We start from the raw sequence: 13,605 nt of genomic DNA on the forward strand, positions 1-13,605 counted from the left end.
TCATTCCTCCAGGTCGGCGGGGGTCAGCGGGCGGGCGAGGAGCGGGTCGGGCACATCCCCCGGGATGAACAGCTGCCGGCCGTCATCGACGGGGGCCAGCGTGCGGATGAGGGCGTCGTCATCGATGCCGGTCTCGCGCAGCGCCCTGACCTCGCGCTCGCTCAGGTCGACGGAGACGGGGCCGTTGCCCATGTCTGTGCCGTAGAGCACAGTGCCGCCGGCGGCATGGAAGCGGCGCACGTTGTCGACGGCGGTCTGGTACGTCGGGCCGGCGTGGATGGCGAGCGTCGAGATCCACTGCACGGATGCTGCCTGTACAGCGATCTCGTCATCGGTGAGTCGCTCGCTGAAGGGCGCGTGCGCCAGCAGGTCGACGCCGAGGGCGGTGACGCGCTGGGCTTCGCCTCGGCCCTCTGCATGGGCGACGACCGGCAGGCTCTCCTCCGTGGCGATTTCGATGATCGTGTGGAGCATGCCGTCGGAGAACACCGACCCTGCGATGGTGTTGCTGGCGACCTTGATGCAGATGGCGCCTGCCTTCTTCATCTCGGCGACGGCTCTGGCCGCGGCATCCGCATCGGGAATCTCGCGCACCGAGCCCTCGGGCGCCCACGAGCGCATCGACGGATAGCCGCCTGGCGGCGTCAGAAACGCACCGGCGTAGGCGACGTCGATGCCGGCCTGCATATCAGCGAGCACCGCCGGGTGCCCGCCGAGATCGATCACGCGACCGAGCACAGAATCGGCCAGCAGCGCGTGATCGACCAGCTGCAGGTGCACGTGGTGGTCGGTGAATCCTCCGACGATGAAGCCCCGAGCTGTCTGCTGCATCACGCCCCGATCTCGGTGCGCACGGTGTACAGCTCGGGGAAGAACGTCAGATCCAGCGCACGCTGCAAGAAGCTCACCCCGCTCGAGCCGCCGGTGCCCTGCTTCATGCCGATGGTGCGGGTCACCGTCTTCAGATGCCGGAAGCGCCAGAACTGGAAGTTGTCCTCGAGATCGACCAGATCCTCGCAGGCCTCGTAGAGGTCCCAGTGCTCCTGCGGGTTCTCGTAGATCTCGCGGATCGCCGGCACGAGCGATGCGTGCGGGCGATAGGGCTCACGGACGTCGCGCTCGAGGACCTCGGCCGGGATCGGTACGCCTCGGCGCGAGGCGTACCGCAGGAACTCGTCGTACAGGGTCGGCCGCTCAAGCTCTGCCGCCAGCAGCGCGAGGTTCTCCGGGTGATCGCGGAACACCTGCAGCATCCGCGCATTCTTGTTGCCCAGGGCGAACTCCACCGCCCGGTACTGCACGGACTGGAATCCAGACGAATTGCCCAGCGACCCACGGAACTGGGCGTACTCGGTCGGGGTGAGGGTGGCAAGCACCGACCACTGCTGGGTCATCACGGCCTGGATCTGCTTGACCCGGGCCACGCGCTTGAGCGCTTCGCGAAGGTCATCGTGCGCCAGCAGCACGCGCGCCGAAGACACCTCGTGCAGCAGGAGCTTCAGCCAGAGCTCGGTGGTCTGATGCTGAATGATGAACAGCATCTCGTCGTGGTGCTCTGGCCTGCTGACCGGATGCTGGGCATCGAGCAGTTTGTCGAGCTCGAGGTAGGAACCGTAGGTCATCCGCCCCGCGAGATCTGTGACGATGGTGTCTTCGAGCGCACGTTCGTTGTCGGTGCCTGCGGAGTCTGTGGCCATGATCCCGAGGGTATCCTGAACGATCGGTCAGGCGTCAGGGCTGATCTCGGATCAGTGCGTGGTGTGCTCGTCCAGGAAGTCGATCGTCTTCTGCAGGGCAGTCTGTGCATCTGGCATGTCGAGGTGGAACTGGTACTCGTGCGGGAGCGCAGGCTCATGGTCGGCGGGCCAGAACTGGGTCGTGACGTCGACGCCCAGCGCGTCGAGACGCTGGGACATCGGAATCGACTGCAGCCAGGTGAGAGCGTCGCCGTTGCCCCCGGAGATGTAGGTGGTGGGGAAGTCCTCGGTGACCCAGTTCACGGTCGACATCGTGGCACCCGAGGAGTCCTCGGCCCAGTTCTTCGTGCCCGCGTACGCCCACATCGAGGACTTCAGCCCCCAGCCGAAGATGCCGTCGAGCGCGGCAAGGGCCGCGAGGTCGTAGACACCGCAGTTGAGCACGGTGGCCGCGACCTGGTCTGCCCTCAGCGCCGGCGTCACCGACATGATCTCGGCGTAGTCGGGGTTCGTGATGAGTGTCGCCATCTGGCTGGCGAGCTGGCCACCGGCTGAGTCGCCTGCGAGCACGATCTGCGTGGGATCGACGCCCAGATCGGCGGCGTTCTCATTGATGTACGCGAGAGCCTGGTTGATCTGGCCGACGGCGGTCGGATAGAAGCCCTCTGGTCCGAGCGTGTAATTCAGCGCGATCGTGGTGTACCCCTCGGCGGCGAGGATACGCATGTAAGGGTCGACGTTCTCCTTCGAGCCCGAGATCCAGGCTCCGCCGTGGATCCAGACGACCGTCGGCAGGGGGCCAGTGGCAGATGCCGGGGTGAAGACATCCATCGTCGTGTCGATGCCGTCATCGGCATATGCGACGTCGAGCGTCTCAGTGAGCTGAGTGTCGGGAACGTGCCCTTCCATCTCAGTCGCGGTCGCTTCACCGCCTTGGGTGAAGACGGCGCGGATCACCATGGCCGACGGCCACGGTGTGATCGCTCCGATGATCGCGACGATCAGCACGACCACGATGATGATGCCGAGTGTGATCTTGGTCCTGTACCAGCGCTTGTGCGGCTTGCGGCCAGCGGATGCTTCGACGTCCTCGTGCGTGGTCATGTGTTCCTCTCCACCGACCAGTGTGGCAGTAGTCGGCGTCGCCCCGCTCGTTCAGGTCGCAGCAGCGGTTCGATCAGTTTCCTGAGCGAATCAGTTCCGCACACTTCTCGCCCATCATCATCACCGTGATGTTGGGGTTGACCGTGGTGATCTCGGGCATCGCCGAAGCATCCACCACACGCAGACGTGAGACGCCCTTGACACGCAGCTGGGGGTCCAGCGGCGACATCTCGTCTTCGACAGGACCCATTCGCACGGTGCCGACCGGGTGGTACACGGTGTTGTGAGTGGCACGGATGTACGCGGCGAGGTCATCGTCGGTCACCGCATCCGCACCGGGGGCCAATTCGCGCCCCGCCCACTCGGCCATCGCAGGCTGGGCGACGATCTCGCGGGCCTTGCGGATTCCGTCGATCATGACACGCATGTCATGACCCTCTGGGTCAGTGAAGTAGCGAGGGTCGACCTTCGGCTTGTCTCGGTAGTCGATCGAACGTAGGCGCACGGTGCCGCGTGAGCGGGCGTGCGTGACGTTCGGCGTGAGACAGATCATCTCCTCCGCAGTGGGGTAGCCGGCCCGATAGGTGTGCATATCGAACGGCACTGAACCGTAGTGCATCATCAGGTCGGGGCGGTCCAGGCCGTCCTGGGTAGGCATGAAGATCCCGATCTCCCACCACTGGGTCGATTCACGAGCCATCTGCTTGTTCGACTCCCACTGCACGACGCCCTCAGGGTGGTCGGCGAGGTTCGAGCCGACACCGGGGGAGTCCACGCGCACCTCGATGCCGATCTCGCGCAGGTGGTCGGCCGGGCCGATGCCCGAGAGCATGAGCAGCTGCGGCGTGTTGATGGCACCTGCCGAGACGATGACTTCGCGTGTTGCGGCAATGTGCGACGGTCGCGCAAACGGGTTGTCGACGCTGATCACGCCCGTGCAGGCGCCGGAGTCGTCAAAGGTGAGCTCCTTGACGTGCTGGCCGGTGAGGATCGTGAGATTCTCGCGGTCGAGGATCGGATGCAGGTACGACACCGACGACGATGCGCGAGTGCCATCGGCCTGACGGTTGACCTGGAAGAAATTCGCACCGTTGACAACCGTCTCGCCGGTGTTGAACTGTACGCGCGGGATGCCGGCCTGCTCACATGCGTCCAGCAGCGCGATGCCGCAGGGGTCGACGGCCGGCACGTTCATCAGGTTCACGGGGCCGTCGTGACCGTGCAGGTCGCCTTCGAGCTCGTTCGTCTCGAGCTTCTTGTACAGCGGGAACGTCTTCTCGGATTCCCAGCCCGTCGCGCCGTGCACGGCAGCCCACTCATCGAGATCTTCCCGCGGAGCCCAGAACGCGATGCACGAGTTGTGCGAGGAGCATCCGCCCAGCACCTTCGCGCGCGCGTGGCGCATGAAGGAGTTGCCGTTCTCCTGCGGCTCGATCGGGTAGTCCCAGTCGAAGCCGGACTCAAGCAATTCCATCCAGCGGTTCAGCTGCAGAACGACCTGCTCGTCGGTGTCGGACGGGCCCGCTTCGAGCAGACCCACGGTGACGGAGGGGTCTTCACTCAGACGGGCGGCGACGGCTGCGCCAGCTGACCCGCCGCCGACGACCACATAGTCGAATGTGTGTGTGGTTTTCATTGTCATCTGCTCCAGATCAGTGCTCGGGGAACCAGCCACTCACCGCAGGGGTGAGGTTCTGGTAGATGTGCTTGGCTTCCTGATATTCGGCGAGTCCGGTCGGACCGAGCTCTCGCCCGAACCCGGACTGCTTGAACCCGCCCCACTCGGCCTGCGGCAGGTACGGGTGGTAGTCGTTGATCCAGATGGTGCCGTGGCGGAGGCGTCGGGCGATGCGCTGGGCGCGTCCGGCATCCTGCGTCCACACGGCGCCTGCGAGACCATAGATGGTGTCGTTCGCGATCTCGACAGCCTCATCTTCGGTAGTGAATGTCTCGACGGTGACAACAGGGCCGAAGGCCTCGTGGCGCACCACGGACATGCCGCGGGTGACTCGGTCGAGAACTGTCGGCAGATAGTAGAAGCCGTCGGCGAGATCGTCGCCGGGTGCCTTGCCGCCGGTGCGCAGCCGCGCGCCTTCAGCAATGCCGGCCTGCACGTATGCGTCTACCTTCTCGCGATGCGCGGCGGAGATCAGCGGTCCAGACTCTGCAACCTCGTCGAAGGGGCCGCCGAGGCGGATGGCCTCAGCACGGCGAACGAGCTCATCCACGAAGCGCTCGGCGATCGACTCTTCCACGACCAGTCGCGCGCCTGCCGAACAGACCTGGCCGGAGTGCACGAAGGCCGCGTTCAGCGCGTTGTCGACGGCAGCATCGAAGTCAGCATCCGCGAAGATCACGTTGGGGTTCTTGCCTCCGAGCTCCAGGGCGACCTTCTTCACCGTTGCCGCGGCATTCGCTGCGAGGAGCCTGCCTGTGACCAGACCGCCGGTGAACGAGACCATGTCGACGTCTTCACTCGTCGACAGCGGCCCGCCGGCGGTGGCGCCCGCCCCGAGCACGAGGTTGGCCACTCCTGCAGGAAGGCCCAGTTCGGCGAGCACATCCATCATCAGGATCGCGGTGTGCGGGGTGAGCTCCGCAGGTTTCAGCACGAACGTGTTCCCCGCGGCCAGCGCCGGGGCGATCTTCCATGCGGCCTGCAGCAGTGGATAGTTCCACGGCGTGATCAGCGCGCAGACGCCGACTGGCTCGTACTCGATCCGGCTGAGCACGTCAGCGCTGCCGGCATCTACGATGCGGCCAGCGTCCTGAGCAGCCAACTTCCCGAAATAGTCGAAACACGCGGCGATGTCATCCATATCGATGCGCGCTTCGACCATGCGCTTGCCGGTGTCCAGGGCCTCCGCGCGCGCGAATTCTTCTTTGCGCTCACGCAGGCGGTCCGCCACGCGCAACAGGAAGTCCCCGCGTTCAGCAGGGGGCACTGTGCTCCACTCGCCGTTGTCGAAGGCGCGGCGTGCCGCTGCGATCGCTGCGATCGCATCCACTTCGGATGCCTCATCGACGACTGCTACGAGCGAGCCATCGGCAGGACACCGAATCTCACGGGTGTCTCCTTGCGCTGCAGTCGTCCAGGCGCCGTCGATGAAGAGTGTGCCGGTCATGAGGTCTCCTTCGTGCTGTCGGCATCGGGTGACGCCGGATCTGAGAAGTCGTCTTGCCAGTCGGTGATCATGGGCAGTGATTCGGTGAAGACCGTCTCTGGCATGTCAACGGTGAGTCGCAGGTATTCCAGATGGGACTCGTAGCTGCTGAGCACATCGGTGATCAGCTGGTCGCTCGTGTAGCCGTACACGTCGTAACCGCGCGAACCGGTCGCTGCGAACGGCTCGATGCGGAAGTACTGGCTCGACTCGCTGATGCTCCGGTACGCGAAGGTCGGCACCTCGTGCGCGACCGGGTAGAGCTGATAACTGAAGTCCTCCGCATCGGCGAACGGCACCGAGAGGATGAGCGACGGCATATCCAGTCCGTCGATCTCGATGCGCGCGACCGACGCTTCGGTGCCCGCTGCGCACAGTTCGTCCGCGACGTCCTGCAGCGCGGGAGCGGCCACATTGTCGAGATACGTGACCGCCTGCGCGCGACCGGGGAACGTGGTCGAGCGCTTGAGGCGCTGACGCCAGTTCGTCTGCGTCGGGCCGAACCGTCCGGGGAGCGTGGCCAGATATCCCGCGCGGTGATGCGTCTCTGTTCGCAGTGATCGATAGAGCGAGATCATCACGAGGTACAGCAACAGCGAGACCGGTAGGCCGATGATCAGGGTCGCGGCTTGCAACGTGGGAACGCCACCCACCAGCAGCATCCCGAGCGTCAGCAGGCCCGTGGCGAGCGACCAGAAGATGCGCAGGAGCTTGCTGGCGTCTTGCCTCGGGTCTTCCATCTTGGAGGTCAGATTAGCCAGCACGAGAGCGCCGGAGTCGGCGGAGGTGACGTAGAACAGCAACCCGGTCAGAAGAGCGACGGCCAACACCACCGGTGCCGCCGGGTATTGCTGCAGTAGGTCGAAGAACGCCCGCTCCGGAGTGTTGACCGCGGCTTCCGCAAAAGCGGTATCGCCGCCGAGGATGATCTCGAGTGCGGAGTTGCCGAAGATCGACACGAAGATCGCGATGAACGCGAAGGGGATCACCAGCACGCCGACGATGAACTGGCGAAGGGTGCGCCCACGTGAGATTCGTGCCAAGAACAGTCCAACGAACGGCGCCCAGGCGACCCACCATGCCCAGAAAAACAGGGTCCAGCCCTGCATCCAGTCATCGGGGCGGGTCCAGGCGAAGGTCTCCATCAGGAGGCTCGGGAACGTCGCGACGAAATCGCCGATGTTCATCACGAGGCCGTCCAGGATGCGCCGCGTCTGACCGGTGATCGTTATCCACAGCAGCAGGATGATGGCGAGGATGACGTTCGCCTCGGAGAGACGACGGATGCCCTTCTCTACACCAGAGACCGTCGAGATCGTCGCCATTGCCACGGCGAGCACGATCAGCGCGATCTGCATCGAGACGCCGTCTTCGGTACCGAAGAGCACATGCATTCCGTAACTGAGCTGCACGACGCCGATGCCGAGGGTGGTGGCGATTCCGAACACGGTGCCCAGCACGGTGAAGATGTCGACGCTGTGCCCGACCCAGCCGTTGGTGAACCGCCCGAACAGTGGCGAAAGGACCGAACGGATCGTCAGCGGCTGGTTGAGACGGTAGGCGAAGTAGGCGAATGCCGCGCCCATCAGCGCGTACATCGCCCAGCCGACCGGGCCGTAGTGGAAGAACGTCCACACGATCGCCTGGCGTGCGGCCGCGATGGTCTCGCCGTCACCGGTGGGCGGGTTCATGTACTGAGCTGCGGGCTCAGAGACAGCGAAGAACATCAGGTCGATGCCGATGCCAGCGGCGAACAGCATCGAGGCCCAGGTGAACATGCTGAACTGCGGTTTGGAATGGTCGGGGCCGAGCTTGGTGCGTCCCACCGAGGAGAAGGCCAGGACCAGCACGAACACCACGACGATCGCCGCGGTCAGCACGAAGTACCAACCGAAGTTCGTCGCGATCCAACCGACCATGACGCCGATCACCTCACCGGCCTGCACCGGCGCGAAGATCGCCCACAGTGCGATTGCCAGAATCGCCACCGCCGAACCGATCAGCACAGGCCAGCGAGGCGGTGGTGCAGCGCTTCGTGTGGTTGCGGGCAGGGGCGGCGAGGTATCTTCAGTCATCACATCGGTTTCGTCGGGTGCGAACAGTTAGGTGCATCGTCAGTTATGTACAGGCATCGACGATAGCAAAGCCCGAAGTGCCTGATCAGGTGATATTCGCGAGGACCTCCGCTGTCGTGGCGAGGGTGAGCTGCGGCGGGTACAGGCCCATCACCGTGATGGCCGCGGCGTGATTCTGTGCCGTCGAACCAGCGCAGGCGTCGGTGACGACGGTCACCCTGGCCCCGGCATCCGCGGCGGCGAGGGCCGTCGAGATCACACAGCAGTCGGTGGACACTCCCGTGAGGACGACGTGCCCGCCGCGTCCTGTGAGCTCTTCCAGAGCCGCCCATTTGCCGAACGTCGGCACGTCGACGCTCGGATGGTGAGACAGCGAAGCGGCCGCCGGAACGAGCTCGAACAGCGCATCTGTCTCTGGCTGATCGGCGAACGGCCAGGCCTGGAAGTACTCGCCCCAGGAGGTGGAACGGTCAGCGGTCGGCAGCCAGCGGGTCACGAGCACGCGCTCGCCGAAGGCCGCGGCCAAAGCCTGAATCCGCGGCATCACCTCGCCGAAGAACGGCGATCCCCACTCCGAATCCGCTGAGGCGAAGATGTTCTGCGGATCGATGACGACCAGCCACGGAGCATCCGTCATGCCTGCTCCTGACGCCTGATCTTTCCGGCCCTGGCGAAGTACGTGACCACGAATGACAGCACGAGTGCGAAAAAGACGCCGAGGTTCGCGTAGGCCCAGTCGCCGTCGCGTCCGCCGATCAGGAACAGCAGGTAGCCCTGCCAGTTGTTCCACGGGGCGTCGTCCGCGAAGTTGTTCACCACGAGTCCCCAGCCGATCACCGACGTCACCACCATCGTGATGATCGCCGTCCAGTCCCACGCGCCGTAGCGGCCCTTCGCGTCGAACAGGGCGTCATCGTCGTAGTCCTTCTTGCGGCGCAGAATGTCGGCGATGAGAATGCCGGCCCACGACGCCAGCGGAACACCCAGCGTGATGAGGAACGACTGGAACGGGCCGAGGAAGTCCGTTGCGAAGAACACCACCCAGATCGTGCCGAGCGTCAGGATGACGCCGTCGATCGCCGCCGCAGAAGGGCGGGGAATGCGGATGCCGAGGCTGATGAGCGTCAGACCAGAAGAGTAGATGCCGAGCACGGCGCCGGATACGAGCGCGAGCACAGCGGTCAGCAGGAACGGCACGAGCACCCAGATCGGCAGCAGCGTCGCAAGCGCCCCGATCGGGTCGGCGCCGACGGCATCCATGAGCGCATCGTCGGAGCCGGCCAGCAGCAGACCGAACACGACCAGCAGCACCGGGGCGATGGCCCCGCCGAGGGTGTTCCAGAAGACGATCGCCCCGTCAGACGCGGTGCGCTTCTGGTACCGGGACCAGTCGGCGGCGATGTTGATCCAGCCCAGGCCGAAACCGGTCATCACCATCACGAGTGCACCGATCACTGCGCCGATTCCGCCATCGGGCCTAGCCATGACGGCGACGAAATCGATGTGCGGGATCGTGAGGATGACATAGAGGATCGTGACGGCGCCGGTGATCCAGGTGAGCACCGACTGCATCTTCATGATCGTGTGATACCCGAGAACGGATGCCGCGACGATGAGCGCTGCGACCACGATGGTGGCAATGATCTTCAGCGCGACGCTGTCGCCATCACCGCCGAGCTGAGTGATGACGGTCGCGGTGGCCAGCACCGCCATGATCGCGAGGAAGGTCTCCCAGCCGATCGAGGTGAGCCAGGAGACGATACCGGGGACCTTCTGCCCATGCACGCCGAACGCTGCGCGCGAGAGCACCATGGTCGGGGCAGAGCCGCGCTTTCCGGCGATCGCGATCAGTCCGCACAGTGCGAAGGAGACGACGATGCCGATGACCGAGACGATCGTCGCCTGCCAGAACGAGATGCCGAAGCCCAACACGAACGATCCGTACGACATGCCGAACACCGACACGTTCGCTGCGAACCATGGCCAGAACAGGTCGCGCGGCTTCGCGGTGCGCTCGGATTCGGGGATGATCTCGATGCCGGCGCGCTCGATCAGCCCCGGTGCTGCACTTGTCTCAGACATGCCACCATATTGGCACCGATGGGTCAGGCGGAGAAGAACGCCTCAGCGACCCGGGTCAGCTCGTGCAGATCGCTGACACCGGCGAGCTCGCGTGCCGAGTGCATCGACAGGATCGGGATGCCGACGTCGACTGTGCGGATGCCGAGCCGCGTCGCCGTGATCGGGCCGATCGTGGAGCCGCACGGCACGGCGTTGTTCGAGACGAACTCCTGCGAGGCGACGCCGACGCTCTCACACCAGGACGCCCAGGCGGCTGCTCCCACGGCGTCGGTCGCATAGCGCTGGTTGGCATTGATCTTCAGGATCGGACCAGATCCGAGCAGCGGCTGGACGACCGGATCGTGCTTGTGCGCGTAGTTGGGGTGCACCGAGTGCCCGACGTCGCTGGACAGATGCCAGGATGCCGCGAATGCGCGGCGCTGCTCGATCGCGTCCGCGCCGAGCCCCGCGTAGACGCGAACGAGGATGTCTTCGAGGAAGGGGCCGGCAGCGCCCGAGCGCGATGCTGAGCCAAGCTCTTCGTGGTCGAACGCCGCGAGCACGGCGATGGAGCCCGAGCCCGTCGACGCGTCGGACAGCGACGTCAGCGCGACGACACCGGCGTGGACGGATGCCAGGTCATCCAGCCGCCCGCTGGCGAAGAAGGCGTCGTCCTTGCCGAATACCGCGCCGCGTGCGGAGTCCGCCACGACGGCATCGAAGCCGCGGATGGCTGCGGCATCCACACCCGCTGACGAGGCGAGCTCACCGAGCAGGTCTTCGGAGGTGGGGTCGCCGAGACCCCACACCGGCTGGGTCTGGAACTGCTTGTCGAGAGCCAGGCCGCTGTTCGCCTCGCGGTCGAGGTGCACAGCGAGCTGAGGCAGTCTCAGCAGCGCTCCGGTGTCAGCGAGGACAACGCGTCCGTCAGCGAGCGCGAGGCGCCCGGCAAGGCGCAGCTCGCGGTCGAGCCAGGAGTTCAGCAGCGGACCGCCGTACACCTCGACACCCGCCTGCAGCCATCCGCGTGAGCCGGTCGTCGGTTTGGGCTTCAGCTTGAAGCCGGGGGAGTCGGTGTGCGCGCCGAAGATCTGTGAGGGTGTGGTCGCGGTGGCATCGGCCGGAACGACCCAGGCGATCGCCGCGCCATCGCGCACGACGACGAAGCGGCCACCGGCCTGCGCCGGCCACGCGTCTTCTTCTGCGAGCCGGGTGAATCCGGCATCCTCGAGGCGTCGGGCGACTTCGGCGGCGGCGTGATAGCTCGAGGGAGAAGCCTCGACGAAATCGGCGAGATCCTCGGCGTGGGCAAGAGCAGAAGCGGTGACGACCATGCCTTCGATCGTATCCGCGATGCCGGACCCGACCGTCGACGACCGGATGTCAATGCCGACTGGACGAGACCGGCCGGTGGGGAGCACGCTGTACGGGTGACCTCGATCCCTGCATCCCGCCCCGCAGTCGGCGTCGTGCTGGTCATCGGTTCGTGCCTGTCGCTGCCGTTCGGTGCGGCCATCGCGGCGCAGCTGTTCCCTGCCCTCGGCGCGTGGGGCGTCACCTCGCTTCGAATCGGGATCGCGGCGCTCATCCTGCTCGTCTTCGTGCGGCCGCGCGTTCGACGCTGGAACAGAAAGCAGTGGGTCAGCGCGGCACTGTTCGGAGTGTCACTGGCGGGGATGAACGGCTTCTTCTACGCAGGGATCGAGCGGGTACCGCTGGGACCCGCGGTCGCGATCGAGTTCTTAGGGCCCCTGCTTCTGTCGGCCGTCCTCACCCGCCGCCTCATGGACGGCGTCTGGGTCGCGCTCGCCCTCGCCGGTATGGGATTGCTCGGTCTCGACGGGATGCTGGGTGCCGAGCCGCTCGACCTCCTCGGTGTCATCTTCATCCTGATCGCGGCCGGGTTCTGGGTGTTCTACATCCGGATGAGCGCCACAGTCGGCGAAGCGATCCCTGGCAGCGGCGGTCTTGTCGTCGGTCTGCTCGTGGCATCCGTGCTGCTGCTCCCGGTCGGCATCCCGACAGTCGTGGCGCTGAGCACTTCGGGCGACGCGATGGCGCTGCTGCTGCTCGCAGTCCTGACCGCTGTGCTGTCATCGGTGATCCCGTACAGCTTCGAGCTGGCCGCGCTCCGGCGTCTGCCGCAGCGCGTGTTCGGCGTGCTGCTGAGCCTGGAGCCGGCCTTCGCGACGCTCGCCGGCTGGCTCGTCCTCGGCCAGACGGCGACGCCGCTGAAACTCGCCGCCATCGCGCTCGTCGTCGCAGCGAGTGCGGGCACGGCGCTGAGCGTGCGTCGGGCGAAGAGCGCACCGCCCGGTGAAGAAGGCCCCGAAGAGCCTGGCGTCTTCACCGGAGCGATTCCGATCGCCCCGAACTGACCACGTTCACGCGGGTCCTCACGCAGCCACGGGCAGCGGGTAGCGACGCCGCAGGATCACACGCTGCCCGAGCGTCCATGCCACGGTCACGGTGAGATACAGAGATGCCGCCAGCGGGACGAACACGGCGAACACCGCAGAGAAGTAGTGCAGAGCGTTCATCATGCGCAGCATCCCAGGGGAAGACAGTGGCGAGTCATCGACCGGAACGGGACGGAACACGCGTCGCGTGACCTCCGCGACGCCGATCATGATCGCGATGAGCGCGAGATACACGAGCAGCGTCGCGAGCGAGAAGGGTCCATCGACCAGCATGCTCGACAGGCTCGTCCCGAGTGAGGCCCCGAACAGGTCATGGCTGAGCAGCTCATTGGGGTGGCCCGCGATATCGGCGCGCAGGAACAGCGAGTAGAGGATGCCGACGATCGGAGCCTGCAACAGCACGGGCAGGCATCCGGCGAAGGGCGAGGTGTTCTCGTCCTTGTAGATCTGCATGGTCTCGCGCTGCAGCCGCTCGGGGTTCTTCTTATGGCGCTTCTGGATCTCGCGCAGCCTCGGCGCGAGTCGGGCGCGCGTCTGCTCGGCCTTGGCCTGCGAGATGCCGACAGGGATGAGGAGTGCGCGGATGAGGAGAGTGACGAGGATGACGGCGGCAGCTGAGGCCGCAGAACCCGCGAGAGGTTCGAGTAGAGCGGAGAGCGCGGTCAGTGCGTTGTAGGCGAAGTCGAGGACCGCCGCGATCGGCGGGAAGGCATAGATGTCCAAGGGAGTGTCCGTTCGAAGTGTCGGGAGGGGTCGGCGGTGTGCCGTGTTCCCGTCACGAACGGACGGTCACACGGCGCGCGCGACTCCCGGCGCCCTCGGACGGGGATGGCCTGCGGCTCCCGGATCGCTCTGGGCGAGCAGAACGGATGCGCCGATGGCGCGAAGCGGATGCGGCGATGAACCCTGGCCGGTCTGGAAGATGCCCAGCGTGATCACGACAGCAAGGGTCGTGACGGCCAGCACGGCGACGGCGAGGGTAAGCACGGCGATCTCCATCGTGGAGAGATCGGGCATCGCCGTCAGCCCCAGCACAGACGCGACCAGCTGCATCAGCTGCTCGAGTGCGCCGGAGAATGTCATG

At 65.7% G+C, this 13,605-nt stretch carries 12 protein-coding genes; 1 reads left to right on the top strand and 11 read right to left on the bottom strand.

The features are described 5' to 3' along the window. From ACTU6U_RS08805 to ACTU6U_RS08845, 9 genes are all read right to left on the bottom strand, one after another. A complete protein-coding gene (locus ACTU6U_RS08805) occupies positions 1 to 834 on the bottom strand; it encodes an amidohydrolase family protein (protein ID WP_443468748.1) in 834 nt (277 codons plus the stop codon). Continuing rightward, the gene (gene kynA, locus ACTU6U_RS08810) at positions 831 to 1,697 is read right to left on the bottom strand and encodes a tryptophan 2,3-dioxygenase (protein WP_443468749.1); all 867 of its coding nucleotides are present in this window, start codon (positions 1,695 to 1,697) and stop codon (positions 831 to 833) included. Before kynA ends, ACTU6U_RS08805 begins: the two co-directional genes overlap by 4 nt. 51 nt (positions 1,698 to 1,748) lie before the next feature. Further along, entirely contained in the window at positions 1,749 to 2,801 is a 1,053-nt protein-coding gene (locus ACTU6U_RS08815) for an alpha/beta hydrolase (RefSeq protein ID WP_443468750.1), read from the bottom strand. Positions 2,802 to 2,874: 73 nt separating this feature from the next. After that, positions 2,875 to 4,437, bottom strand: coding sequence for a GMC family oxidoreductase (locus tag ACTU6U_RS08820; RefSeq protein WP_443468751.1), 1,563 nt, complete (start codon positions 4,435 to 4,437; stop codon positions 2,875 to 2,877). Positions 4,438 to 4,453: 16 nt separating this feature from the next. After that, a complete protein-coding gene (locus tag ACTU6U_RS08825) occupies positions 4,454 to 5,926 on the bottom strand; it encodes an aldehyde dehydrogenase family protein (RefSeq protein ID WP_443468752.1) in 1,473 nt (490 codons plus the stop codon). Further along, positions 5,923 to 8,040: a choline BCCT transporter BetT gene (gene betT, locus ACTU6U_RS08830; RefSeq protein ID WP_443468753.1), complete on the bottom strand. Its 2,118-nt coding sequence runs from the start codon at positions 8,038 to 8,040 to the stop codon at positions 5,923 to 5,925. Before betT ends, ACTU6U_RS08825 begins: the two co-directional genes overlap by 4 nt. 85 nt (positions 8,041 to 8,125) lie before the next feature. Continuing rightward, positions 8,126 to 8,677: a cysteine hydrolase family protein gene (locus ACTU6U_RS08835; RefSeq protein WP_443468754.1), complete on the bottom strand. Its 552-nt coding sequence runs from the start codon at positions 8,675 to 8,677 to the stop codon at positions 8,126 to 8,128. Then, positions 8,674 to 10,122 (bottom strand): purine-cytosine permease family protein, encoded by a 1,449-nt coding sequence (locus ACTU6U_RS08840; protein ID WP_443468755.1) that lies wholly within the window; start codon positions 10,120 to 10,122, stop codon positions 8,674 to 8,676. The genes ACTU6U_RS08835 and ACTU6U_RS08840 overlap by 4 nt, the downstream gene beginning before the upstream one ends. A gap of 23 nt (positions 10,123 to 10,145) precedes the next feature. After that, positions 10,146 to 11,435: a M18 family aminopeptidase gene (locus ACTU6U_RS08845; RefSeq protein WP_443468756.1), complete on the bottom strand. Its 1,290-nt coding sequence runs from the start codon at positions 11,433 to 11,435 to the stop codon at positions 10,146 to 10,148. A gap of 96 nt (positions 11,436 to 11,531) precedes the next feature. On the opposite strand from ACTU6U_RS08845, the gene ACTU6U_RS08850 reads away from it, so the two are divergent. Further along, positions 11,532 to 12,479: an EamA family transporter gene (locus tag ACTU6U_RS08850; protein WP_443468757.1), complete on the top strand. Its 948-nt coding sequence runs from the start codon at positions 11,532 to 11,534 to the stop codon at positions 12,477 to 12,479. A gap of 18 nt (positions 12,480 to 12,497) precedes the next feature. Here the strand turns inward: ACTU6U_RS08850 and ACTU6U_RS08855 are convergent, their stop codons facing one another. Beyond that, a complete protein-coding gene (locus ACTU6U_RS08855; protein WP_443468758.1) occupies positions 12,498 to 13,244 on the bottom strand; it encodes a YidC/Oxa1 family membrane protein insertase in 747 nt (248 codons plus the stop codon). Positions 13,245 to 13,310: 66 nt separating this feature from the next. Next, complete coding sequence (locus ACTU6U_RS08860) at positions 13,311 to 13,604, bottom strand: DUF6412 domain-containing protein (RefSeq protein ID WP_443468759.1); 294 nt, start codon at positions 13,602 to 13,604, stop codon at positions 13,311 to 13,313. Position 13,605: the final 1 nt, after the last annotated feature.

Source organism: Microbacterium zouquanmingi (assembly GCF_052266695.1).
GTDB lineage: Bacteria > Actinomycetota > Actinomycetes > Actinomycetales > Microbacteriaceae > Microbacterium.